19 protein-coding genes are annotated in these 23,413 nt (G+C 70.3%); 10 read left to right on the forward strand and 9 right to left on the reverse strand.

Annotated features, from left to right (window positions below):
• Positions 1 to 179 precede the first annotated feature (179 nt).
• On the forward strand, positions 180 to 6,299 hold the full coding sequence (locus ACFYXF_RS01865; protein WP_389347042.1) for a LamG-like jellyroll fold domain-containing protein: 6,120 nt from the start codon (positions 180 to 182) through the stop codon (positions 6,297 to 6,299).
• Between the two features lie 63 nt (positions 6,300 to 6,362).
• Here ACFYXF_RS01865 and ACFYXF_RS01870 read toward each other — a convergent pair whose 3' ends face one another.
• The 7 genes from ACFYXF_RS01870 to ACFYXF_RS01900 all read right to left on the reverse strand — a co-directional run bounded on the left by ACFYXF_RS01870 (position 6,363) and on the right by ACFYXF_RS01900 (position 13,108).
• Positions 6,363 to 7,037: a 4-carboxy-4-hydroxy-2-oxoadipate aldolase/oxaloacetate decarboxylase gene (locus tag ACFYXF_RS01870; RefSeq protein ID WP_389347045.1), complete on the reverse strand. Its 675-nt coding sequence runs from the start codon at positions 7,035 to 7,037 to the stop codon at positions 6,363 to 6,365.
• A gap of 9 nt (positions 7,038 to 7,046) precedes the next feature.
• Positions 7,047 to 8,252, reverse strand: a complete 1,206-nt coding sequence (locus ACFYXF_RS01875; protein WP_389347047.1) for an aspartate transaminase — start codon at positions 8,250 to 8,252, stop codon at positions 7,047 to 7,049.
• 4 nt (positions 8,253 to 8,256) lie between these two features.
• On the reverse strand, positions 8,257 to 9,000 hold the full coding sequence (locus ACFYXF_RS01880; RefSeq protein ID WP_389347049.1) for an SDR family oxidoreductase: 744 nt from the start codon (positions 8,998 to 9,000) through the stop codon (positions 8,257 to 8,259).
• 62 nt (positions 9,001 to 9,062) lie between these two features.
• Positions 9,063 to 10,373: an MFS transporter gene (locus ACFYXF_RS01885; protein ID WP_389347051.1), complete on the reverse strand. Its 1,311-nt coding sequence runs from the start codon at positions 10,371 to 10,373 to the stop codon at positions 9,063 to 9,065.
• 258 nt (positions 10,374 to 10,631) lie between these two features.
• Entirely contained in the window at positions 10,632 to 11,618 is a 987-nt protein-coding gene (locus ACFYXF_RS01890) for a biotin-dependent carboxyltransferase family protein (protein ID WP_389347053.1), read from the reverse strand.
• Positions 11,611 to 12,324, reverse strand: a complete 714-nt coding sequence (locus tag ACFYXF_RS01895; RefSeq protein WP_389347055.1) for an allophanate hydrolase subunit 1 — start codon at positions 12,322 to 12,324, stop codon at positions 11,611 to 11,613. Before ACFYXF_RS01895 ends, ACFYXF_RS01890 begins: the two co-directional genes overlap by 8 nt.
• Position 12,325: 1 nt before the next feature.
• On the reverse strand, positions 12,326 to 13,108 hold the full coding sequence (locus ACFYXF_RS01900) for a LamB/YcsF family protein (protein ID WP_389347057.1): 783 nt from the start codon (positions 13,106 to 13,108) through the stop codon (positions 12,326 to 12,328).
• A 242-nt stretch (positions 13,109 to 13,350) separates the two neighbouring features.
• Between ACFYXF_RS01900 and nac the strand changes: the two genes are divergently transcribed.
• Genes nac through ACFYXF_RS01915 form a run of 3 tightly spaced genes read left to right on the forward strand, consistent with a single transcriptional unit; the run spans position 13,351 to position 15,471 of the window.
• Positions 13,351 to 14,262 (forward strand): nitrogen assimilation transcriptional regulator NAC, encoded by a 912-nt coding sequence (gene nac, locus ACFYXF_RS01905; protein ID WP_389347059.1) that lies wholly within the window; start codon positions 13,351 to 13,353, stop codon positions 14,260 to 14,262.
• A gap of 55 nt (positions 14,263 to 14,317) precedes the next feature.
• The gene (locus ACFYXF_RS01910; protein WP_389347061.1) at positions 14,318 to 15,316 is read left to right on the forward strand and encodes a 2-hydroxyacid dehydrogenase; all 999 of its coding nucleotides are present in this window, start codon (positions 14,318 to 14,320) and stop codon (positions 15,314 to 15,316) included.
• Positions 15,313 to 15,471 (forward strand): hypothetical protein, encoded by a 159-nt coding sequence (locus ACFYXF_RS01915; protein ID WP_389347063.1) that lies wholly within the window; start codon positions 15,313 to 15,315, stop codon positions 15,469 to 15,471. Before ACFYXF_RS01910 ends, ACFYXF_RS01915 begins: the two co-directional genes overlap by 4 nt.
• Here ACFYXF_RS01915 and ACFYXF_RS01920 read toward each other — a convergent pair.
• Both ACFYXF_RS01920 and ACFYXF_RS01925 read right to left on the reverse strand, forming a co-directional pair.
• Positions 15,465 to 16,520, reverse strand: coding sequence for a D-2-hydroxyacid dehydrogenase (locus ACFYXF_RS01920; RefSeq protein WP_389347065.1), 1,056 nt, complete (start codon positions 16,518 to 16,520; stop codon positions 15,465 to 15,467). The two genes, ACFYXF_RS01915 and ACFYXF_RS01920, sit on opposite strands and share 7 nt — an antisense overlap.
• Positions 16,520 to 17,155, reverse strand: a complete 636-nt coding sequence (locus ACFYXF_RS01925) for an RraA family protein (protein ID WP_389347067.1) — start codon at positions 17,153 to 17,155, stop codon at positions 16,520 to 16,522. The genes ACFYXF_RS01920 and ACFYXF_RS01925 overlap by 1 nt, the downstream gene beginning before the upstream one ends.
• A gap of 238 nt (positions 17,156 to 17,393) precedes the next feature.
• Here ACFYXF_RS01925 and ACFYXF_RS01930 point away from each other — a divergent pair, with 238 nt between their 5' ends.
• The 6 genes from ACFYXF_RS01930 (at position 17,394) to ACFYXF_RS01955 (ending at position 23,395) form a co-directional block, all read left to right on the forward strand.
• Positions 17,394 to 18,752 (forward strand): MFS transporter, encoded by a 1,359-nt coding sequence (locus ACFYXF_RS01930; protein ID WP_389347069.1) that lies wholly within the window; start codon positions 17,394 to 17,396, stop codon positions 18,750 to 18,752.
• Between the two features lie 27 nt (positions 18,753 to 18,779).
• Complete coding sequence (locus ACFYXF_RS01935; protein ID WP_389347071.1) at positions 18,780 to 19,586, forward strand: LamB/YcsF family protein; 807 nt, start codon at positions 18,780 to 18,782, stop codon at positions 19,584 to 19,586.
• A gap of 7 nt (positions 19,587 to 19,593) precedes the next feature.
• Positions 19,594 to 20,331: an allophanate hydrolase subunit 1 gene (locus ACFYXF_RS01940; protein ID WP_389347073.1), complete on the forward strand. Its 738-nt coding sequence runs from the start codon at positions 19,594 to 19,596 to the stop codon at positions 20,329 to 20,331.
• Positions 20,328 to 21,320 (forward strand): biotin-dependent carboxyltransferase family protein, encoded by a 993-nt coding sequence (locus ACFYXF_RS01945; RefSeq protein ID WP_389347076.1) that lies wholly within the window; start codon positions 20,328 to 20,330, stop codon positions 21,318 to 21,320. The genes ACFYXF_RS01940 and ACFYXF_RS01945 overlap by 4 nt, the downstream gene beginning before the upstream one ends.
• Positions 21,321 to 21,396: 76 nt before the next feature.
• Positions 21,397 to 22,176, forward strand: a complete 780-nt coding sequence (locus tag ACFYXF_RS01950; protein WP_389347078.1) for an SDR family oxidoreductase — start codon at positions 21,397 to 21,399, stop codon at positions 22,174 to 22,176.
• Between the two features lie 25 nt (positions 22,177 to 22,201).
• The gene (locus ACFYXF_RS01955) at positions 22,202 to 23,395 is read left to right on the forward strand and encodes a pyridoxal phosphate-dependent aminotransferase (RefSeq protein WP_389347080.1); all 1,194 of its coding nucleotides are present in this window, start codon (positions 22,202 to 22,204) and stop codon (positions 23,393 to 23,395) included.
• Positions 23,396 to 23,413 lie beyond the last annotated feature (18 nt).

The raw sequence follows: 23,413 nt of genomic DNA on the forward strand, positions 1-23,413 counted from the left end.
GCACATACGCCAAAAACGGTCCCCAAAAGGGCAGTTGACGATCATTCACTGATGGACCGGGCCCGCACCGGACCCCAGAATGCACAGCGGCGCGGACCCACGGGGGGCCGCCACTGACTCGAAGGATCCCAACCTCGATGTCCTCCTTTCGCATGCCCATACGCACGTCCAGAAGTCCCGTGTCCAGACCGATCGCCGTCGCCGTGGCCGCTGTTGTGGCCGCCGGATCGCTGACGGCCACGGCAACAGCCCAGGCGGCGTCCGCGCCTCGGGCACAGTCGCCGGCCACGTCACGGAGTGCCGACTCCCCAGCGCACTCCAGGCGTCTCAACCCCACCGAGTCGGCATCCGCGCGGGCGAAGGCGACCGGCAAGCCGGTGGTCATCGACCAGCTCACCGACACCGGGACGCAGGTGGTGGCCAACCCGGACGGCACCCTCACCCGGACCGACTCCTCGATGCCGCAGCGGGTGAGGCAGCGGGGGAAGTGGGTGCCGATCGACACGACCCTGGTCCGGCGTACGGACGGGACCTGGGCACCCAGGGCTGCCGTCACCGACGTGGCCTTCTCAGGCGGCGGCTCCGGCGCACTGGCGACGCTGAGCAGCGGCCGGGACAAGCTGGGCTTCTCCTGGCCGGGCGCCCTGCCCGAGCCGGTGGTCTCCGGTGACACCGCCACGTATCCGGAGGTGTTGCCCGGGGTCGATCTCCAGCTGACGGCGGACGCCTCCGGCTACTCCTCGATCCTGGTGCTCAAGACCCCGAAGGCCGCGGCCGATCCCCGACTGCGGAATCTCGCGCTGGGCACGGCCCCGACCAATGTCGCGCTGGCCGCCACCCCGAACGGCGGTACCCGGGCCATCGACAGGCGGACCGGCAGCACCGTGTTCCACAGCGACACCGCGCTGATGTGGGACAGCGCCGGGCAGCAGACCGGCACCGCTGCCACCGCCCGCACCGCGACCGTCCCCGCCGCCCGGGCCGAACACACGGCGTCCGCCAGGGTCGGCACACACCGCGCCCAGGTCCGTGTCACCCTCCGGCCCGGCAGACAGCTGCTCGGTCTGGACAGGTCCCTGCTGACCGCCAGGACCACCAAGTACCCGGTGTACGTCGACCCCGAGTGGAGCGGCAGACCCTCCCAGCTGGACTGGGCCCGGATCTCCGACAACGGCTGGGACGTCTACAACTCCACCTCCACCTCCGGCGCCACCAACGCCCGGGAGGGCTGGGACAACAACTCCCCCGGCAACGGCGAACGAGCGCGCACCTATTACCAGATCAACACCAGCGGCATCAAAGGCGCCGTGGTCAGCCACGCCTCGCTCTATGTGAAGCAGCTCTCCGCCGCCTCCTGCTCCGACACCCCGGCCGCCGTCTACGGCACCGACCGTCCGGCCGGCTGGAGCTCCTCCTCGCTGTACTGGGGCCACGAGCCCGGCGGGCGCACCGGTGCGCTCGGCACCAACCCGGTGAGCCACGAGGCCGGCACCTGCCCGGTGACGTCGGGCTCCAACTCCTGGGTCAGTCCGCCGTCCCTGGAGTTCGACGTGACCTCCCGTGCGGTGAGCGCGGCGGCCGGCGGCTGGAGCAGCATGACGCTGATGGTCCAGTCGCCCAACATGAACGACGCCACCCAGTGGAAGCAGCTCGCCTACGGCGGCGGCGCCACGCTGTCGGTCACCTACAGCTACCGTCCCAAGCTCAAGAACGGCACCGGCACCCCCGCCATCAAGCCGTCCATCGTGAGTTCGGGCAAGACGATGACCACCACCCCCACCCCGACGCTGTCGGCGCGCGCGGTCAACCCGGACCTGGCCGGCGGCAGCGAACTGGTGCGGATCGAGTACAACGTCTACAACTCCTCGGGCACCCTGGTGCACCAGGGCTTCGGCCCCAACCTGGACTCCAAGAAGCACGCGAGATACAGCACCAACGGCGGTGACTGGACGACGCCCAGCCTCCCGGACGGCACCTACACCTGGAAGGCCACGGCGCAGAACGCGGCCGGCTACTGGGCCGGCACCGGCTCGGGCGTCTGGACCAAGACCCAGACCTTCACCGTCGACACCAGCGCGCCGCCCGCACCCACGGTGACCTCGAGTCAGTTCCCCGCCAAGCAGATCGGCGCCGCCTTCGGCGACCAGGGCACCTTCACGCTCAGCAACAACCGCACCAACAACATCACCGGTTATCTGTTCGCCCTGGACGCCACGCTCGGCAGCACGGTGTACAGCACCAGCATCGCCAAATGGGCGGTGGGTACGAAGATCACCTCGGGCAAGGTGTACTACGCCACGTCCGACAACGGCCCGGGCACGGGCACCGCGGCGGTCAACGGCAGTGCCTCCCCCGCGTTCGCCCCGGGTACGGCCGGGCCCCACACCCTGTACGCGAAGGCGGTGGACCAGGCCGGCTCGACGTCCGTCTCCCAGACGTCCTACGCCTTCTACGCCGGGACCAGCAGCCCGACGTACGCCTACGGCGACAAGATGATCAGCGGCTGGACCGCGACCAACACCGACGGCACCACCACCGTCGTCCCGAAGGCGACGACCACCAGCACCGGCGGCCAGCTCGTCAGCCAGCCCGCCTACAGCGGCTATGAGTTCGCCGACGGCTACCAGGCCATGCTCGGCAACAAGAGCACGACCTCGAAGGTCGTCAGCGGGGACAGCGCGACCTTCGGCTTCGACATCCCCAAGGACGGTCCTTGGAGCTTCGGGGTCAATCTCACCAAGGCCAAGGACTACGGCATCTACCGCCTGGTCCTGGACGCGGGCAAGAGCACCCAGGCCACGCTGATCAGCGGCTTCGACGCCTACAGCTCCTACAACACCACCCAGTTCCTCAACCTCGGCATCCCCAAGGACGCGAGCGGTCAGCTGCTCACCCTCAAGCAGGGGGCGCACACCCTGACCCTCACGCTCACCGGCAAGAACCCCTCCTCCACCGGCTACCAGGCGGGCATCGACGTGCTGCGTCTCGCGCCCGCGCTGACCTGCGCGATCAACACCCCGGGCAGCTGCCTCAACAACACCGCCACCAGCACCTTCACCACCACGACCAGCACCGCGGACGCCGACGGTTCCGGGGACAGCATCAACTCCGCCGATCTCACGAGCACGGCGGGCTGGCAGAGCGGCAAGACGGTGACCGTCGACGGGGCCACGGTGACCCTGCCGAAGTTCGGCACCGGCACGTACGACAACATGCTGGCCTCCGGCCAAACCGTCACCCTGCCGGCGAGCGGGGTGGTGAACACCGGTGGCGCCGTGGTCTTCCTCGCGTTCGCCACCGGGGGCGCCGCCAAGGGGGCCACCGGCACCATCACGTACGCCAAGAACAACTGCCTGGATCCGAACGGTGCCCCCGCCGACCAGGACTACCGGCTGGACACCGTGCCGGACTGGCTCTCCGGGCCCGCCTCCGCGGCCTCGGTCACCCTGGTCCACGAGAACCACAGCAACAACACCCAGACCAGCCCGAGTTCCGGCCCGAAGGTGTACGCCGTGAGCGTCCCGCTGGCCTGCCCCGGCTCGGTCGTCAGCAGTGTCTCCCTGCCACTGTTCACCAACGGCGTCCAGGCCGGCCAGCCCACCCTGCACGTCCTCGGGCTCGGGGTGCGGCCGTTGGCCGTCACGGGCTCCGGATCGGGCGCCAGGCACTGGGTCGGCACCTGGTCCTCGGTCCAGGACGCCGCCAAGGTGCAGCTGTCCGCGGGCGGCACGGCGACCGTCAACGGGCAGACCCTGCGCATCCCGGCGCATGTCAGCGTCGGTACGGACGACGGCAACGGGGTCCGCGTCCATCTGTCCAACGCCATGGGCACCGCGCCGGTGACCTTCGACGCGGCCTCCGTCGCGGCGCAGGACACCACCGCCGGCGGCGCCACCGCGGCCGCCGCCCCGACGGCACTGACCTTCGGCGGCTCCGCCTCCGTCACGATCCCCGCGGGCGGCGACGCCACCAGCGACCCGGTGACCCTGGCCGTCGTACAGCGGACGACCCTGCTGGTCAGCCTGCAGGTGCACGGCTCCGTGGCCGCGATGCCCGGCCATGCCTCGGCCCAGTCTCCGCTCTGGGTCAGCGACGCCGCCAACCGCACCGGCGACACCGCCGCCGGCAACTACACGCAGGCCGCCTACTCCGGGCTGCCGTACGTCGCCGGCATCGACGTCACGACCCCCACCGACATCCCCACCGGCTCACTCGTCCTGTACGGCGACCAGAGCGTCAACGGGGACAGCGCGAGCGGCGACGGCAAGCACCATCTCAGCGACGCCTTCACCGACGCCCTGGTCAACGACCCCGTGGGGGACAACTCCGTGGACTACGGAGTGCTCAACGCGGGCACCAACAGCTACGGCCTGGGTAACAACCTGCTGCCGCAGATCACCGGCAGCTCCACCCCGACCAACGCGCTCAACCCGCTGGACCGCAATGTGCTGGCCCAGGGCAACGTACGTACCGTCCTCGTCTCCACCGGCGCCACCGACCTGCTCAACTGCACCGGCGACGCCAGCACTTGTGCCACCTCCGTGGAGAACGGGCTGGCCTCGCTCAACAGCCAGCTGTCCTCGTACTACACCGACGACAGCCAGGCGTACGACGTCTACGGCCGGCCCGTCACCCAGAACTCCACCATCACCGTCTACCTCACCACCATCCCGCCGTTCACCGCCGTGCACCCGGGCACGGCGACCCAGGAGGCCGCGCGTGAGCAGGTGAACAGCGATCTCCTCGCCAACTACCCGGGCCAGGTCATCGACTTCGCGGCGGCGGTCTCGACCGACGGCACCGCCACCTCGTCGACGGTGAAGGCGGCCGACCTGTACAACGGCAACCCGGCCGACGCGTACTACGCCGACCTCGCCGGCCGGTACGTCAGCGACACCGACAACAGCCTCGTCAACATCGCGCCGAACCTGGTCGTCCCGCTCGCCACGGGCGGTGACACGCCCGAGGACGAGTGGCAGCTGGACGCCGACGGCAGCGACAGCGGCGGGGACAACCCGTTCACCGCGGTCGGCGGCGCGACCTTCGGCTCGGCCGGACCCGACGCGGTCAACGCCCCGGCCGATGCCACCTCCTTCGACGGCAGCACCGGATTCCTGGAGAGCGACCACACCGCCGTCAACACCCTCGCCGACTACACCGTCTCCGCGTGGGTGAAGCTCGACTCGGCGGACAACCCCGCCACCGCAATCTGCGAGGGGACCAGCCAGCACCAGGCGTTCTATCTCGGCTACGACCGGGGCAACCAGGGCTGGATGTTCCAGACCACGACCACCAACGACGACGACTCGGACTTCCCCACCGCCGAAGGGGACAGCGGGACCGGGGCCCTGGGCACCTGGACCCACCTCCTGGTCACCTACACCGCTCCCGTGGACGGCGACTCGGGCACCGGCCTGATGTCGATCTACCAGAACGGCACCCTGATGGGGACGGCCACCAACCTCACCCCGCAGTACGACTCCTCGCTGCCCCTGACCATCGGCGGCTGCGTCAACAGCCCCGACACGACCGACCCGTACAACGCGTTCCCCGGCTCCGTGGCGGGCGTCCACGTCTACCCGTACGCGATGACGGCGAGCCAGGCGGACTCGAACAGCGTGATCGTGCCGACCGGCTGGGACAACGGCATGCCCGAGGACGAGTGGAAGCTCGCCTCTGACGGCACGGACACCGCCGCCCTCAACCCGGTCACCGCCACCGGCAGCGCCACCTTCGGTACCGCTGCGCCGAGCGGGCTGTCCGGCAGCGTCGCCTTCGACGGGAGCACCGGCTTCCTGAAGAGCAGGCAGAGCGCGGTGAACACCCTCGGCGACTACACCGTCTCCGCCTGGGTGAAGATCAACTCCGCCCTCGGGACGACGGCCGTGTGCCAGGGCACCACCCAGCATCAGGCCTTCTATCTCTCCTACGACAGACCCAGCGGCGCGTGGATGTTCCAGACCACGACCACCAACGACGAGAACTCAGACTTCCCCACCGCCGAAGGAGACAGCAACACCGGTCCGATCGGCACCTGGACCCATCTCGTCGCCACCTACAAGGCACCGGTCGCCGGTGACACGAGCACCGGCGGCATGGCCCTCTACCAGAACGGCACCCTGATGGGGACGGCCACCAACCTCAGCCCCCAGTACGACTCCTCGCTCCCCCTGACCATCGGGGGCTGCGTCAACAGCGCGGCGGCCACGACACCGTACCTGGCGTTCCCCGGCTCCGTCGCCGACGTCCATGTCTACCCGCGGACGCTGTCCTCGACCGAGGTCGGCGCACTGCACTGACCCACTCCGCAGACCCGGCCCCCGCCGCCCACGAGAGGAGCGGCGGGGGCCGGGTGCGTTCGGCTACTCCTCGATCACGAGCCCCTTCGCGGCGAGAAGCGGCGCGAGACCGCACATCTCGACGACCGTCCTGCCCGCCCGGTACGCGGCGATGTATCCGGCCTCGGCGTCGACCCGCTCCTGGGACGCGGTGACCGCCCGCGCGGCGTCCTCGCGGCGGACGACGACCACTCCGTCGGCGTCGGCCCGCATCACGTCGCCGGGGCGGACGAGTACGCCGCCGACGGTGACGGGCTCGCACATCGGTCCGACGGTCTCCTTGACCGTGCCCTTGATGGACACACTGCGGGAGAAGACGGGGAAACCGAGGGCGCGCAGGTCCTCGGTGTCCCGGACGCCCGTGTCGGTGATCAGACCGCCGAGCCCCTTGGCCTGGCAGGCGTTGGCGAGGACGTCCCCGAAGGAGCCCGCCTCCTCGTAGTTGCCGGCGGACACGACGACGACGTCGCCGGGGCGGGCGTAGGCGATGGCGGTCTGGAGCATGAGGTTGTCGCGCGGGGCGCACTGGACGGTGAAGGCGGGGCCGCACAGGGACATGGTGCGGTCGACCGGCTTGATGGCCGAGTCCAGTGCCCCGAGGCGGCCCTGTGCCTCGTGGACGGTGGCCGAGGAGAAGGCGCTCAGCTGCTTGACGAGAGTGGCGTCGGGCCGTTCGAACTTCGTGCTGACGCGGATCATGATGTCCTTTCAGGACAGTGCGGCGCAGGCCGTCGCGATGCGTTCGCAGGCCTCGGTGAGGACGTCCGTCGACGTGGCGAACGAGATACGGAAGTAGCCGGGGGCGCCGTACGCGGCTCCGTGGATCACCGCGACCTGCTGGTCGTCGAGGAGGTGACGGGCGAAGTCCTCGTCGTTCTCGATCCGGGTTCCGTCCGGTGTCAACTGGCCTATGGCTGCCCGGCAGTTGACTAGGAGGTAGAAGCCTCCGTCCGGGACGGCGCAGCCGAGCTGCGGAACGTCGTTGATGAGCTTCACGGTCTCGTCGCGGCGGGCCCGGTAGACGCGCACGGTGTCCTGGACGAAGTCCTGCGGTCCGGTGAGCGCGGCAGCGGCGGCGGCCTGGCTCACGGAGGAGGGGCAGGAAGAGGTCTGGGACTGGAGGGTGTTGATCGCGGTGACCAGGTCCACCGGACCGACCCCGTATCCGAGGCGCCAACCCGTCATCGCGTACGTCTTGGAGACGCCGTTGGTGAGGAACACCCGCTCCGCCAGGCGGGGTTCGACGGCGGCCAGGGACGGGGCGGACTCCTCGCGGTACCAGATCTCGTCGTAGATCTCGTCGGTGAGGACGCGTACGTGCGGGTGCGCCAGCAACACCTGGGCGAGGGCGTGCAGTTCGGCGGTGGAGTAGGCCGATCCGGTGGGATTTCCCGGGGTGTTGAGGACGACCCAGCGGGTGCGTGCGGTGATCGCCGCCGCGAGCCGCTCCGGCGTCAGCTTGAAGCCGTCGGTCTCGGGGCAGTCGACGATGATCGGTACGCCGTCGTTCGCGCGGACCATGTCCGGATAGGACACCCAGTAGGGGGCGGGGACGATGACCTCGTCCACTTCGTCCAGGGTGGCCATCAGGGCGAGGAAGATGACCTGCTTGGCTCCCCCGCCGACCGTGATCTGCGCGTCGGCGCAGTCGATTCCGTGGCGGGCGCGGAGTTTGCCGGTGATGGCGGCACGCAGCCGGGGGGTGCCGTTCACGGGGGTGTACTTGGTCTCGCCCGCCTCGATGGCCGCGATCGCGGCGGCCTTGACGTGGTCGGGGGTGTCGAAGTCGGGCTCGCCGACGGTCAGGTCGAGGATGGTGAGGCCCTGGCTCTTGAGTTCGCGTACGCGCTGCGCCGCCGCCGTGCTGGGCGAGGGCTTGATACGGCGTACGCGCTCGGCGATGTTCGCGGGCATGGCCTCAGCCCTCGCGGCGCTCGAAGTTGAGGCCGCCGGGGACCTGGAAGGTGGGCAGGATCTCGATGTGGCCGAGGTTGACGTGGCGCGGTGAGTCGACGGCGAACTCGATGGAGTCGGCGATGTCCTCGGGCTTGAGGGACTCGTAGCCGTCGTAGTACTGCCGTTGGGCCTCCTCCATGTCTCCGAGGAGCCGGCCGAAGATCTCCGTCTCCACCCGGCCGGGGCAGATCTCGGTGACGCGGATCCGGCGGCCGTAGCCGTCGACGCGGAGCTGGCGGGAGAGGGTGTGCACGGCTGCCTTGGTGGCGTGGTAGATCGTGTTGCCGCCGAAGTTGTAGACGCCGGCGATGGAGCTGATGTTGACGATGTGGCCGAGGTCCCGTTCGACCATGCCGGGCATGAGCAGCCGTACGAGGTGCAGGACGGCCTGGATGTTGACGGCGACCTGCTCGTCGACGGCGAACGCGTCGGCGGTGAGGATGTTGCCGGTGCGGGAGACGCCCGCGTTGTTGACGAGGACGTCGATCTCCAGGCCGGCCAGGGCGGCGGTGAGCGCATCGGTGTCGGTGATGTCGACGGCGTGCGGGACGCACCCGGTGGCGTCGGCGAGGGCGTCGAGGCGTTCGGCGTTGCGGGCCACGGCGTGGACTTCGAGGCCGCGCTTGGCGAGTCGCTCGACGACCACGGCTCCGATGCCGGTCGACGCTCCGGTGACGAGGGCCGTCCTGTAGTCGGAGATGGGCATGCTGATGTGCTCCTTGGTGTACGGGTGCGGGGTGGGGGGGTGTGCGGGTGCCTGGAAGTCGGTCAGGCGTCGCGCAGGGGCAGGTGGGCCCGGTCCTTCACCCGTGAGACGGCGACGAGGGTGCCGAGGGCGGTGAGGACGGCGTAGAAGGCCGGCATGTTGATGTTGCCCGTGCGGTCGATGAGGTAGGTCATCAGCAGGGGTGCCGTGCCGCCGAAGAGCGCGGCGGAGACGTTGTAGCCCAGGCCGTAGGCGGAGTAGCGCACCCGGGTGGGGAACAGCTCGACGAGCAGGATGTGGATGACGCCGGTGTGCCCGGCGAACACGACGGCCATGACGCAGGCGCCGAGGACGGCGAGGGCGACGTTGCCGGTGCCGATCAGGAGGTAACAGGGGACGCCGATGGCGGCCATGGCGATCGCTGCTCCGGCGATGACCTTCTTGCGTCCGACCCGGTCGGAGAGGCGCCCCATGTAGGGGATGGCGATACAGATCGCGACCAGGCTGGAGGCGGTGACGAGGAGTCCCTGGACCTTGGTGAACTCCAGCTCGCTGCTCATGAAGGTGGGCATGTAGCCGAACAGGACGTAGTACCCGGAGCCGTTCATCAGGGGGATGAACAGGGCGAGCAGCATGGCGCGGCGGTGCTCGGCGGAGGCGAAGGCCTCCTTGAGGGGGTTCTTCGATAGACCGCCCTCTTCCTTGAGGCGGGTGAAGTTGGGCGTGTCGCTGATGCGCTTGCGGATGTAGATACCGGTGATGCCGAGCGGGACGGCGAGCAGGAACGGTATGCGCCAGCCCCAGGACTCCATGCGTTCGGTGCCGAGTCCGCTGGTCAGGGCGGCGGCGATCAGGGTGCCGGTGAGCAGGGAGAGGAACGAGGCGATCTGGGCGTAGCTGGTGTAGAGGCCGCGCTTGCCTTCCGGGGCGTGCTCGGCGAGGAAGCTCATCGCGCCGGACGCCTCGCCGCCGACGGAGAAGCCCTGGGCGACGCGGAGCAGGATCAGCAGGGCGGGTGCCGCGATGCCGATGCTGGCGTAGGTGGGCAGGACGCCGATGGCGGCGGTGGCGACGCTGATGAGCAGGATGACGAAGACCAGCATCCGCTGGCGTCCGATGCGGTCGCCGAGGTGGCCGCAGATGACGCCGCCGAGGGGGCGGAAGAAGAAGGAGACTGCGTAGCCGAGGAAGACGAGCTGGATGGCGTTGTCGGAACCGGGGAAGAAGACGGCGGCGAGCGTTCCGGCCATGAAGCCGAAGATGCCGTTGTCGTACAGCTCGGCGAAGATGCCGACGCATCCCGCGAGGGTGACCTTGCGGGCTGTTCTGGGGTCGACGGTGTTGGGGACTGGCTGGGCGGCCACGGCGGTCATGGCTCTCCTCTGTCTGGGAGCAGGCTGGGGACGGGGGACGTGCGGCTCCGTGCGGGTGCTTCCAGCGGGTTGGCGGGGAGCGGGTGAGCGGGTGCGGGTGGGTTTGTGTGCGGGTGAGCTATGTGCGGGTGGGCGGGGGTGAGTGGATTTCGTGCGGGCCGGTGGGGGCTGGTCGCGCAGTTCCCCGCGCCCCTTCGTAAGCGGGCCTGTGTGAAGAGGCGCGGGGCGTCAGGCCCCGGCGGGAACCCGTGCCGGTCATCAGGCCCCCGCGGGCGCGCGGATGCGCAGGGCGTCGAAGGCCGTGCGGACGCGGGTTCTCAGGGCGTCGACGGCGTGGCGTTGGGTGCGGTGGGCGGTGACCGCCTGGTCGAGGGTGCGGTGGCGGAAGCGGACGGTCTGTCCGGGGCGTACCTGCCCCAGGGCGGACAGTCCGGTGGCGGTGACGACGGCGAGGACGGGGTAGCCGGCCGTGACACCGCGGCCGCGGTGCAGTACGAGGAGTTCGTCCCCGGCGGGCACTTCGACGGCGCCGATGGGGACGCCACGGGAGAGGACCTCGCCCCGGGTGACGCGGCGGGGCACGTCGCCCCGCAGCCGCAGACCGATGTGGTTGCTCTGCGGACCGACGCTGAAGGGGGCGTCGTACAGGCGGCGTCCGGTGTCTCCGAACTCGGCCCGGTCGGGGCCGTCGGTGACGTCGATGGTCCAGGTGGTGGGGAACGGGAGGGCGGGGGCGTTCAGGCGGAACAGCGGGATGCGGGAGAAGGGGTGGTCGATGGGTGGACAGGAGGTGCGCAGGGCGAGTTCGTCGCCGGCGCGCAGGGCGGGGCCGAATCCCAGGATGGTGTCGGGGGCGCAGCTGCCCTGAAGGTAGTCCGCGTCGAACGAGCCGAGGACGGCCAGGTAGACGCGCAGTCCGCGTCGGATGCCGGTGACGCGGATCGTCTCGCCGGCCGGTACGGAGACAGGTTCCCACTGGGGGCGGGCCACTCCCCCGACGGTCACGTCGGCGGGGGCGCCGGTCACGGCGACGAGGGTGTCGGCGGAGGGCACGCAGGCGAAGTCGAGCGCGGTGATCTCCAGCAGCGGGGCGCGGTCGTCGTTGCCGCACAGGACGTTGGCGACGCGTGCCGAGTGCTGGTCGGCGGCCCCGTTGGCGGGCAGTCCGTAGCGGGAGCGGCCGACGCGGCCGAGGTCCTGGACGGTGACGATGCCCGCGGTGCGGATCGTGAGGGTGTCAGCCATGGCAGGCTGCCAGGGGCAGATCGGCGTGGTCGTCCCATTCGTCGGGCGTGATGGGGACGAAGCGGAAGGTGTCGCCGGGCCGGTAGGCGGTGATCGGGTCACTGTGCAGGTCGAGGACGCGTACGGGGGTGCGGCCGAGGAGGGGCCAGCCGCCGGGTGAGGGCATCGGGCAGATGACGGCCTGCCGGCCGGCGACGGCGACCGAGCCGGGGTCGACGCGGGTGCGGGGCGAGGCCAGTCGTGGCACCGGCCTCGGGAAGGGCGGACCGTCGGTCATCGGCGCTCCGGCGGGCGCGCCGAGGCAGCGTACGGTCAGGTCGGACCCGGAGTGGAGGGCGACGACCTCGCTCTCGGTCAGGTCGAGTTGACGCGCGACCTCGGGCAGGTCGGGTCCGTGCTCGCCGCCGTAGACGACGGGGACGACGAAGCGGCGCGGAGGTGTCGTCGGCGCGGGGTCCGGGCCGAGCCGCGCCGCCTCGCGTGACAGGACGCGCCGGACGGTGTCGTGGTCGGTGGCGGTGCAGTCGAACTCCACGAGCAGGGCGTCGTAGGTGGGCACCACGTCGTGGACACCGGTGAGCCGTACGGCGTCCAGGGCGTCGGCGAGGGCGTGGACGAGCCGCCAGGCGTCCTCGGCGTCGAGGCCCACGGCCTTGGCGACCAGGGCGGAGTCGCCGCAGTCCGTGATGGTGACGTGGCCGTTCATGTCACACGCCCTTCTCGCTCAGCACCTTGTCGAGGGAGGTGATCCCGACCCCGGCGGCGAGGAGCTGTTCGCGGATACGGCGGGCCAGCGCGATCGCGCCGGGGCTGTCTCCGTGCAGCAGGACGGTGTCGCAGACGACCGGGACGTCCTTGCCGTCCGCACTGCGCACGACCCCCTCGGTGACCATGCGCAGGGTGCGCCGGGCGACCTCGTCGGGGTCGTGGATCACCGCGCCGGGTTCGGAGCGGGGGACGAGTGTCCCGTCGTCGCGGTACGCGCGGTCGGCGATGCCGACGATGCCCACACGCAGGCCTCGGGCGCGGGCGGCGTCGGCGAGTTCGCCGTCCTGCGCGAGGACGATGAGGGAGTCGTCCAGGGCGGCGACGGCCTCCACGACGGCGTTGGCGTAGTCGGCGCGTACGGCGACCAGATTGCCCAGGCGTCCGTGCGGGGCGACATGCCGTACGCGGGTGCCGTGGGCGACGGCGAACGCCTGGAGGGCGCCGATCTGGTACAGCACGTCCGTACGGACCTCCTCGGGCGTGAGGTCCATCGCGCGGCGGCCGAAGCCGGCCAGGTCGGGAAAGCTCGGGTGGGCGCCGACGGCGACCTGTTTCTCCGTACAGCCGCGGACGGTGGCGTCCATGATGCGGGGGTCCCCGGCGTGGAATCCGCAGGCTACGTTGGCGGAGGTCAGCATCTCCAGGAGGGCTTCGTCGTCGCCCATCGAATAGGCGCCGAATCCCTCGCCGAGATCGGCGACGAGATCAACCATGGGGGTCATGACGGCCTCCGCGAGAGAATATGAGCAAGGAAATGCGATCACGCCTCGGTGATATTCCGGGAAATATCCAGGGCCGGATGTTCCGCTCAACTTAATCCCCGGCTCACATGACCGCCAATATCCGTTCGGTCTGGCGTTATCGCGAACGGCTATGACCCAGAGCACACCTGGGGCCCACCGGGGCTGTGCTTCGGGATGGCCCCTCCCTACGATGAGGCTCCGTTCCCCGTGGAAGGCCCCGCATGGACACCAGGCGTCTGTACTCGTTCATCAAGATCATTGACGCGGGGAGCATCACGCGGGCAGCCGACATCCTGCACATCGCGCAGCCCGCGCTCAGCCAGCAGCTGTCGGCGCTGGAGGCGCAGTTCGGGCAGCAGCTGCTGATTCGCAGCAAACGCGGGGTCGCCCCGACCGAGGCGGGCCGGGCGCTGTACCGGCATGCCCAGTTGATCCTGCGGCAGGTGGACCTCGCGCACGCCGCCGTCGGGGTGTCCGGCCGGGCGCCCGCCGGCAGTGTGTCGGTGGGGCTCGCGCCGTACAGTCTGGGCGCGGCGCTCGCGTTGCCGCTGCTCAAGAGCGTGCGCGAGCGCTATCCGGACATCCTGCTGCACATCAACGAGAACTTCGGCGGGGTGATCAGCGAGGCCATCATGACCGGGCGGATGGACATGGCGTTCATCTACGGGGCGGGTCCGTTGAGGGGCGTGCAGTTCGAACCGCTGCGCACGGAGGACCTGTTCCTGATCGGGGCACCCGGCGGGACGGCTCCGGCGGACGAAGGCGAGGTGAGCCTGGAGGAGCTCAAGGATGTGCCTCTGCTCCTCCCCAGCCGCATCCACACGATCCGGCAGGTGGTGGAGACCGCCTTCCAGCAGGCTTCGCTGGAGCCGAAGGTGGTGGGCGAGGTCGAGTCGGCGCTCACGCTCGTCAACGCGGTGGACGCGGGCCTGGGCGCCACCGTGCTGCCCTGGTCGGCCGCGCAGGCCATTCTCGACGTACGTTCGTTGCCGGTGCGCCGCATCGTGGATCCGACGATCCAGGTCAAATTGTCACTGGTGACCTCCGACAATCAGCCCCTGTCCGAACCCGCACTCGCCGTGCACGATCTTTTCCTGGAACTCATCGCGGCCTTCGATAAGGATCGGCAATAGCGTCACACATAACCGCTCTTTGTTTCCGGCGAGTGTCGCCGCTAGTGTCCGGGAAATGAAATTCCGTGTGCTCACCACCCGTGAAAACCTGCCCGGCCACGGTCCGCACCGCCTTTCCGAGGCGGCGGACGTCGTGTCCTGGCCGGGGACCGGCAAACCCGACGCCTCGGACCTCGCCAGGCTCGCCCCCGGAGTGGGCGGTGTTCTCGCCCTGGGCAACGACCCGGCGGACGCCGCGCTGATGGACGCCGCCGGCCCCTCGCTACGCGTCATCGCGCTGGCGAGCATGGGTTTCGACAACGTCGACCGGGTAGCCGCCGCCGAGCGCGGCATCGTCGTCACGCACACCCCCGGGGTGCTCGCGGAGACCACCGCCGACCTCACCTTCGCCCTGATCCTCGCCGCCCGCCGGCGGATCGGCGCCGCCGGTGCGTCGCTGGCGTCGGGCTCCTGGGGTCTGTTCCGGATGGACGACTACCTCGGTCTGGACGTCCATGGAGCGACCCTCGGGCTGGTCGGCTACGGCCAGATCGGCCGCGCGGTGGCCCGCCGGGCCCACGGTTTCGACATGCGGGTGCTCCACCACGACCCGTACGCGCCCGACGACGACCTGTCGGCCTCGGTGGATCTGCCCACGCTGCTGGCCGAGTCCGACGTCGTGTCCCTGCATGTGCCGCTCACCGAGGAGACCCGGCACCTGATCTCGGCCCGCGAACTGGCCGCGATGAAGCCGACGGCCACGCTGGTCAGCACCTCGCGCGGCGGTGTCGTCGACGAGGAGGCCCTGCTGCTCGCCCTACGGGAGGGACGGCTGCACTCCGCCGGGCTGGATGTCTTCGAACGCGAGCCGATGGGACCGCAGTTGTCACCGCTGGTCGCCGAGCCCCACGTGATCACGCTCCCCCACATCGGGTCGGCCACCGAGGCCGCCCGGGCCGCGATGGTCGACCTGGCGGTCGACAACATCCTCGACGTCCTCGCCGGACGCCCGGCCCGGACTCCCCTGCCGGGCAGTTCGGCGGAACCGGGCGCGCCTGCCGGGGTAGGCGTGTGAGCCACGTGTTCTTCGACGCCGCCAGAGGGACGGCCCTGGTCACCGGTTCCAGCCGTGGCATCGGCGTGACGGACTCGGCAGTCACCGTGCTCGCGGCACGGTTCCGCCCGTTGCCGAGCTGGTCAGCGCAACTCGGCAGCCGCACGGTTCAGTAGAACTCGACGGTGTTCACCCGGTTCAGCAGACTGTCTCCGTCGAGCAGCCGGGTGGCGTTGGCTGCGAACAGTTCGGCGATGAGCCGGTCCTCCGCGGCGCTGAGAGCGGCGGTGTGGGGGCTCACCAGGACGTGGTCGTGGTCCCAGAGCGGGCTGTCGGCGGGGAGTGGTTCCGTCCCGAAGACGTCCAGCGCGGCGAAACCGACCCGGCCGGAGTCGAGGGCGTCGATCAGGGCGGCTTCGTCCACGACGGTTCCGCGGCCGACGTTGACGAGGGTCGCGCCGGGCCGGAGGGCGTCGAAGAACCGCTTGCCGAGCAGGTGCTCGGTCGCCGCGGTGCCGGGGAGCGTGTTGACGACGGCGTCCACGGTCGGCGCCACCCCGACGAGACGGCCGGGGTGCACGACCTCGGCGACGCCGGGGACATCGACGTCCCGTCTGCTCGTACCGACGACTCTCGCGCCCAGGGCATACAGTTTCGCGGCGACGACCCGGCCGATCCCGCCGAGACCGAGCACGAGGACGGTCTGCTCGCTCACCTGGTTCATCGTCCAGCGGCCGCTCCACTCGCGGTCCCGCTGCTGACGGTTCAAGCGGGGCAGACCCTTGGCGCCCGCGAGCACTCCGAAGACGGCGAACTCCGCGAGGGGCTGCCCGTGCACACCGGCCGAGGTGGTGAAGGCGACCCTGTCGAGTTCTTCGGGGCTGAGTTCCGCCGCCTTGACCTGACTCCCGCCGCCGGCCGCCATGATGTGCGCCCAGCGCAGTCCCGGGTTGGCACGGACGGTGCGGGCCAGGGCCGACGGGTCCACATCGGGGATGCCGTACAGGGCGTCGGCGGAGTCGAGCAGAGCCTCGTACGCGCGCTGCTGTCGCGGTGTGCGCCGCCAGGCCGGATCGCCGGCGAAGTCGGCCGGCCAGCGCATCGGGGGCAGGAGGGCGTGGTCGACGACGAGATCGATCCGGGGTTCCAACTGCCGTACGCGCGCGCAGTTCTCCTCGGACAGCGGTGCGGCGACGGCGACCCGGAGCCGGCCTGCCGCCGCCATCAGGCGACCCGCTTGCGCAGTGCCTCGACCTCGGCGTCCAGGTCGGCCTCGCGGGCGACGATCTCCTTGACCGCCGCGAGGGCCTCCTCGGCGCGGTGGGGCGGGATGACGATCACACCGTCGGCGTCGGCGGCGACGATGTCGCCGGGGTTCACCACGACCCCGCCGATGGCGACGGGTTCACCGATCGTGCCCGGACCGTTCTTGAAGGGACCTGCCGGTGTCAGCCCGCGCGCGAAGACGGGGACGCCGAGCTTCTCGATGATCGCGCCGTCGCGTGCGTAGCCGTCGATGACCGCGCCGACGGCGCCGTACACGTCGAAGCGCTGGGCCAGGTTGTCCCCGACGATGGCGCGACCCTCGTAGCCGAAGGCGTTGATGACGAGGATGTCGCCGGGGCGGATGTGTTCGAGCGCGGCGATCACGGCCTTGTTGTCGCCCGCGACGGTGAGCACCGGGAGTGCGGCGCCGACGGCCCTGGCCCCGTTCCAGATGGGCGCGATGCCCCCGTCGACGATGTTCAGCCGGTCGAGGGCGTCCCCGAGGTTGGCCACGGAGTGCTCACGGAACTGGTCGAGTACGTGACGGCCGACACGGTCCCATTCCGTGGTGACGCGTACGTTGTCCTGGGTCATCAGGAGGACCCCTTCCAAGAAGTGCGAAACCATTCGCGTTTTGAGGTGTCAGTCTGCATCGCGCCAGCACACTGGGCAAGAGGCCACAGCTGCCCAGTCAGCTGCAACGACCATGGAAACATGGCGGAATCGCAAGGTTGACACGGATGCAACTTCACCCCTTGACCGCTCAGAGAATGCGAACTTATTCTCATTCGCGATTCAAGTCGCACCTCGGCTCAAGACCGGAAGTGGGCCCATGACAACGTCAGATCGGCTCGGCATCACCACAGATCCAGATCCCTCAGAGACAGCGGTCGACGTCGTCACCGCACAGGACAAGGTCGTCCGCAAGGCCACCGTCGCGGGCGCCGTCGGCTCGTTCGTCGAGTGGTACGACTACGGCATCTACGGCCTGCTCGTCACCTATCTCGCGATCAACATCATGGGCGAGGCGGAGGCCGGCGGGCTCTTCCTCACCAACGTGGGTTTCCTGATCAGCTTCCTCGCGCGCCCCTTCGGCAGCGTGATCTGCGGCTATCTCGGGGACAAGGTCGGGCGCAAGACGCTGCTGGCCACTCTCCTGGTACTCATCTCCGGGGCGACGGCCGCGATCGGTCTCATCCCCTCCCACGCCGTCATCGGGGTCGCCGCGCCCACCCTCCTGGTCCTGCTCCGGGTGCTCCAGGGCTTCTCGGCGGGCGGCGAGGTGGCGGGTGCCATGTCGTTCGTGGGCGAGTACGCGCCGGACGCGCGCCGCAACTTCATGATGAGCTTCATCGCCGTCGGCTCGTTCGTGGCGCTGATGTTCGGCAGCACCCTCTCCGCCGTCCTCATCACCACGCTCGGCGACGACGCGATGACCTCCTGGGCCTGGCGCGTGCCGTTCCTGCTCGCCGTACCGCTCGGCTATGTCGGCTTCTACATCCGCAGCCGCCTTGAGGAGACCCCGCACTTCACGGCCCTGCGTGAGCAGAACACCGTCGCCCGCAACCCGCTCCGGGAGGCGCTGACCTCCAAGCGGCACCTCAAGGCGATCGCGCTCACGATCTTCCTGCCGACGCTCAACGGCCCCGGCTACTACCTGCTGTTCGTCTACATGCCGACGTATCTGAAGACCTCGCTCGGCGACCACAACTTCTCGATGGTGCGGGCGCTGATGGTCACCGCGTGCAGCCTGGTCGCCATCGTGATCAGCATCCCGCTGATGGCGCGGCTGTCGGACCGGATCGGCCGCAAGCCCGTGCTCACCATCTCGGCGGTCGCGATGGCGGTCGTCTCCTACCCGATGTTCCTGCTCATCACCACGGGCGAGTTCGGCCTCGCCTGTATCGGCACGGTCGTTCTCGCGGTCGCCTTCTCCGGCCACGCCGCGGTGGTGCACACCGTGCTCGCCGAGATGTTCCCGACCAGCGTGCGCTACTCCGCGTACAGCATCGGGTTCAGCATCTCCACGATCATCTTCGGCGGCAGCGCCCCGCTCCTGATGACCGAACTCATCGAGTCGACGGGCTCCAACCTGATACCGGCGTTCGCCTCGATCCTCACGGCCTCGATCACCCTGGTCGCCATCGCGTTCCTGCGGGAGACCAAGGGCCGGCCGCTCGCGTCCCACTGATCCGAACCGCACTTCGGGAGACACACCATGGCATCCGGAATCAACTCGGTGGCAGTCGTCGCCGACCTCGGCGAGAGCTTCGGCAACTACACGATCGGCGACGACGCGGCCCTGCTCGGCCTCGTCACCGCGTCGAACATCGCCTGCGGCTTCCACGCGGGTGACCCGCGCATCATGGACCGGACCGTCCGCGACTGCGTCGAGCGCGGCATCGAACTCGGCGCCCACCCCGGCTACCCCGACCTCGTCGGCTTCGGACGCCGGCTCATCGAGGCGTCGGAGGAGGAGATCCGTACCGACGTCCTCTATCAGCTCGGCGCGCTCGACGCCTTCGCCCGGGTGCATGGCGGCACGATCAGCCATGTCGCCCCGCACGGCCGGATGGGGTCGATAGCGCAGACCGACGCCAGGCACGCCCGCGCCATCACGGACGCGATCGCCGCGTACAACAAGGAGTACATCGTCATCTGTCAACGCGGCCTGCTCGCCGAGGAGTCGTACAAGCGCGGCCTCGACGTCGGCTACGTCTTCCTCGCCGACCGCGGCTACGGCGACGACGGCATGCCCGTCCCACGCTCGCACGAACAGGGCCTGATCCACGACCCCGAGGTCATCGGCGAGCGCTGCGTCCAGGTCGTCCGGGAGGGCACCGTGCGCTCGGTGGACGGCAACGTCGTACCGCTCGGCCATGACGTCGACGTACTCCTGCTGCACGGCGACCACCCGTCCGTGCTCGCCAACGGCACCGCGCTGCGGGCCGGGTTGGACGCGGCGGGTGTCAACGTCACCGGGCTGAAGGACGTGTTGGCCGAGAAGGCGAAAGCGCTGGTCTGAGGCATCCATGACCGCCGCACAGGTCCCCGCCGTCAGCGTCGAGCCCTTCGGGGACTCGGCGGTGATGGTGACCGTCCCCCATCCCGACCCGGTGATCCGCAGGACCGCGATCGTCGCCTTCCGCGAGCGGTTCCTCGCGCATCGCCCGCCCGGTGTGCTCGATGTCGTCTCCGGTCTGGAGTCGCTGCTCGTCGAGTACGACCCGCTGGCGACCGCACCCCAGCACATCGAGTACGCGATACGGCTGCTGGCGGAGCGGATGCCGACCGGGCAGCCGTCCGTGCGGTCACGTCCGGCTCTCCGGTTCGCCGTCCCTGTCGTGTTCGACGCGGAGACGGGGCCCGATCTGCTCTCCGTCGCCGAGGAGGTGGGTCTGACACCCGCCGAGGTGGTCGACGCGATCGCGGAGTCCACCTTCACGATCTCTCTCCTGGGCGCGGCGATGGCGCCGATGATGGACGGTCTCCAGGTGCCCCGTCCGGTTCCCCGGCGCGCCGAGCCGCGTACCGATGTGGCGCCCGGAGCGATCATGATCGCGGGCACCAACGCGATCATCCAGCCGTTCCCGGGGCCGACGGGCTGGCGGGTGGTCGGGCGCACTCCGCACACCGTCGTCGACATCTCCCGCCCGGACCCGGTGTCGTTCGGCACGGGTGACGTCGTGCGCTTCGTACCGGTCACCCGGGACGAGGCGGCGGCGCTCGACGCGGGCTTTCTGCTGCCGGTGGAGGAGGTGCGCGTATGAGGACCGTGGGCCTCGACATCACGCGCACCGGGTGGGTCACGACGTTCCAGGACCTCGGTCGCCGCGACACCGAACGCCGTGGCGTGCCCACCGGCGGCGCGGCCGACCAGCACTCGGCGGCCGTGGCGAACGTCCTCGTGGGCAATCCGCGGGGCGCCACGCTGATCGAGCACCTGGGCGGCGAGTTGGCGTTCGTGCCCGACGCCGACGTCCTCGTCGCCGTGACCGGCGCGCCCGCGCGGGTCGTCGTCGGCGGCGCACCCGTCAGCACCTGGGCGCCCGTGGTGGTGCCGGCCGGCCAGGAGATCCGTGTGCGCGGCGACCTGGGCCTCGGCGCCCGGAACTACCTGGCCGTGAGCGGGGTGCTCGCGGCGGAGACCCTGCTGGGCAGCGCCGCCCCGGACGCGCGCATGGGCTTCACGCAGGCTCTCGGCGCGCGGGTCCTGCTGGAGTCCGGGTTCCGGGGATTCGGGCGCAGCCACTTCGCTCCCCCGATCTTCCGCCTCCCCGTCCCCGTTCTGCCCTGTACGCCGGGTCCCTGGGTCGTCGACGTCGTCGAGAGCTACGGCGCCCGGTCGATACCCGGGGTCCGTGAGCTGATCGCGGAGTCGCCGTACGTCGTCACCGCGCGCTCGAACCATGTCGGGCTGCGGCTCGACGGGCCGGTGCTGCACCCGGACTCGGACGCCGAGATCGTGTCGCACGGGGTACCGGTGGGAGCACTCCAGATCCCGCACGCGGACGAGCTGATCGTCCTCGGCCGGTACCGGAGTCTGACGGCCGGCTACCCGATCGTCGGCGTGGCGTCCCGGGCCTCGCTCCCACTGCTCGGACAGGCCGGGCCCGGCCGGGAGCTGCGGTTCCGGTGGGTGGACCGGGAGACCTCGGTACGCCGGTCCGCCGAACGGGAGGGCGAGGTACGGGCGTTGGAGCGGGCGACGGCCGAGGCCTTCGGGGCGCTCGGCGTCACGGCGCAGTGCGTCCGGTGAGGATTGCGTGCTTGATCCGGCACTATATGAGAAACTATTCTCACTTGATACAGGCATCGCACATGAAGGAGGAACGGTGACGAGGACCGCGCTCATCACAGGCGCCGGCAGCGGAATGGGCCTGGAGACCGCCCGTCTGCTCGCCCGCGAGGGCATCGCCGTCGTCCTCGTCGGCCGCCGCCAGGAGCCCCTCGACAAGGCCGAGGCGGAGATCCGCGCCGAGGGCGGGACCGCCCTCGCGCTCGCGGCGGACATCACCGACGCCGCCGACGTGACCCGCGTCCTCGACCGGATCCACGCCGAAATCGGCCCGGTCGACGTGCTCGTCAACAACGCGGGCAGCGCGTCGTCGGTGCTCAACCCGCAGTGGCTGCCGCACGAGGAGTGGCGTCAGGTCCTCGACGTGAACCTCACGGCGGTCTTCCGGCTCACCCAGGCCGTGCTGCCCGACATGCTCGGCCGGGACGGCGGCACGATCGTCACGGTCTCCTCGCTCGCCGCCGTCAACCCCAATCTGCTCGGCGGGGCCGCGTACGGGGCGGCCAAGGCGGGGGTCCGCAACTTCATGACCTTCCTGCACAACACCTTCCGCAACCAGGGCCTGCGGGCCATCACCGTGCTGCCCGGCGAGGCGGACACCCCGATCCTGGACAACCGGGCCCGGCCCCCGGCCCCGGAGGAACGCGCCCACATGCTCCAGCCGGAGGACGTCGCGGAGGCCGTCCGCCTCGCGGTCACGCTCCCCCAACGGGTCGTCCTCCAGGAGATCGTCGTCGCCCCGACCCGGCAGCGCGACACCTCGGCCGACCTGGAGATCAGCCGCTGGGCGGGCGCTCCCGCCGGTGCCCAGGACTGACCACCCCCACTCTTTGGAGGAGCGCATGCCGCCCACCGTCGTCACCACCACCCCCCTCTCCTTCGCGCCCGCCGCGGCCGTCGCCCGGATCGCCGCCGCCTCCCGCCGGACGCAGCAGCCGCAGTCCGGAGGCGACCTCGTCTCCCTCGCCATGGGCGAACCCGACTTCGACACACCGCGGCAGGTCACCGAGGCGGCGGAAGCCGCACTCCACGCCGGCCGCACCCACTACTCGCCCCTGCTGGGCGAACCGGCACTGCGCGAAGCCCTCGCCGAGAAGCTCACGGGCATCGCCGCCTCCCCCATCTCCCCCGCCGACCTCCTGATCACCCAGGGCGGCACCGCCGGTCTCGCCGCGTCGATCCTCGCCATCGTCGGCCCGGGCGACAAGGTGGTGATCCCCGACCCCACGTACTCCCTCTACGCCGACCTGGTGAGCATGGCCGGCGGAGTCGTCGTCCCCGTCCCGCTCGCCCCCGATCTGCACTGGGACCTCGACCGGCTGGCCGACGCCCTCGACGGGGCGAGGCTCTTCGTGTTCTGCAACCCCGGCAACCCGACCGGAATCGTGCACAGCCGCGCCGAGCTGGAGGCGCTCGCCGACCTGCTCGACGGCACATCCACCCTCGTCGTCTCCGACGAGGCGTACGCCGACCTGGACTTCACCGGCCGCCCCTTCACCTCCGCGCTCTCGCTCGACGGCCTGCGCGACCGTACGGTCTACTGCCAGACCTTCTCCAAGAGTTACGCCATGACCGGCTGGCGCGTGGGCTACCTCTGGGGCCCCACACCGCTGATCCAGGCCGCCGCACGCATCCACAACACCTTCAACGGCTCGGTCAACACGGTCGCCCAGGACGCCGCGCTCGTCGCCGTACGGACCTGTGGCCCCGACATCGCGAGGATGCGGGCGGAGTACGAGACGCGCCGCGAGATCATGCGGACGGAACTCGCCAAGATCCCTGGCCTCACGCTGAGTTCCCCCGAGGGCGCGTTCTACCAGTTCCCCCGGTACGACCTCGATCTGCCGTCCGCCGAGGTCGTGGCGGCGCTGCGCACGACATACGGCGTCGCCGTGCGCCCGGGGAGCGAGTTCGGCGCGCGGGGCGAAGGGCATCTGCGGTTGTCGTACGCTGCGAGCGCGGAGTCCGTCGTCGAGGGCGTCCGTCGGCTGGCCGACGGTCTCACGGCCCTTCGGGCTCATCGGACGCACCAGTGAAGCAGGACTCTTCGGACT

The organism is Streptomyces sp. NPDC002680 (assembly GCF_042889145.1).
Lineage (GTDB): Bacteria > Actinomycetota > Actinomycetes > Streptomycetales > Streptomycetaceae > Streptomyces > Streptomyces adonidis.

Excerpts from the sequence above, each read along its gene's own strand:
- ACFYXF_RS01870 (WP_389347045.1), bottom strand. The coding sequence starts at position 7,037 with ATGATCCGCGTCAGCACGAAGTTCGAACGGCCCGACGCCACTCTCGTC.
- ACFYXF_RS01875 (WP_389347047.1), bottom strand. The coding sequence starts at position 8,252 with ATGCCCGCGAACATCGCCGAGCGCGTACGCCGTATCAAGCCCTCGCCC.
- ACFYXF_RS01880 (WP_389347049.1), bottom strand. The coding sequence starts at position 9,000 with ATGCCCATCTCCGACTACAGGACGGCCCTCGTCACCGGAGCGTCGACC.
- ACFYXF_RS01885 (WP_389347051.1), bottom strand. The coding sequence starts at position 10,373 with ATGACCGCCGTGGCCGCCCAGCCAGTCCCCAACACCGTCGACCCCAGA.
- ACFYXF_RS01890 (WP_389347053.1), bottom strand. The coding sequence starts at position 11,618 with ATGGCTGACACCCTCACGATCCGCACCGCGGGCATCGTCACCGTCCAG.
- ACFYXF_RS01895 (WP_389347055.1), bottom strand. The coding sequence starts at position 12,324 with ATGAACGGCCACGTCACCATCACGGACTGCGGCGACTCCGCCCTGGTC.
- ACFYXF_RS01900 (WP_389347057.1), bottom strand. The coding sequence starts at position 13,108 with ATGACCCCCATGGTTGATCTCGTCGCCGATCTCGGCGAGGGATTCGGC.
- nac (WP_389347059.1), top strand. The coding sequence starts at position 13,351 with ATGGACACCAGGCGTCTGTACTCGTTCATCAAGATCATTGACGCGGGG.
- ACFYXF_RS01910 (WP_389347061.1), top strand. The coding sequence starts at position 14,318 with ATGAAATTCCGTGTGCTCACCACCCGTGAAAACCTGCCCGGCCACGGT.
- ACFYXF_RS01920 (WP_389347065.1), bottom strand. The coding sequence starts at position 16,520 with ATGGCGGCGGCAGGCCGGCTCCGGGTCGCCGTCGCCGCACCGCTGTCC.
- ACFYXF_RS01925 (WP_389347067.1), bottom strand. The coding sequence starts at position 17,155 with ATGACCCAGGACAACGTACGCGTCACCACGGAATGGGACCGTGTCGGC.
- ACFYXF_RS01930 (WP_389347069.1), top strand. The coding sequence starts at position 17,394 with ATGACAACGTCAGATCGGCTCGGCATCACCACAGATCCAGATCCCTCA.
- ACFYXF_RS01935 (WP_389347071.1), top strand. The coding sequence starts at position 18,780 with ATGGCATCCGGAATCAACTCGGTGGCAGTCGTCGCCGACCTCGGCGAG.
- ACFYXF_RS01940 (WP_389347073.1), top strand. The coding sequence starts at position 19,594 with ATGACCGCCGCACAGGTCCCCGCCGTCAGCGTCGAGCCCTTCGGGGAC.
- ACFYXF_RS01945 (WP_389347076.1), top strand. The coding sequence starts at position 20,328 with ATGAGGACCGTGGGCCTCGACATCACGCGCACCGGGTGGGTCACGACG.
- ACFYXF_RS01955 (WP_389347080.1), top strand. The coding sequence starts at position 22,202 with ATGCCGCCCACCGTCGTCACCACCACCCCCCTCTCCTTCGCGCCCGCC.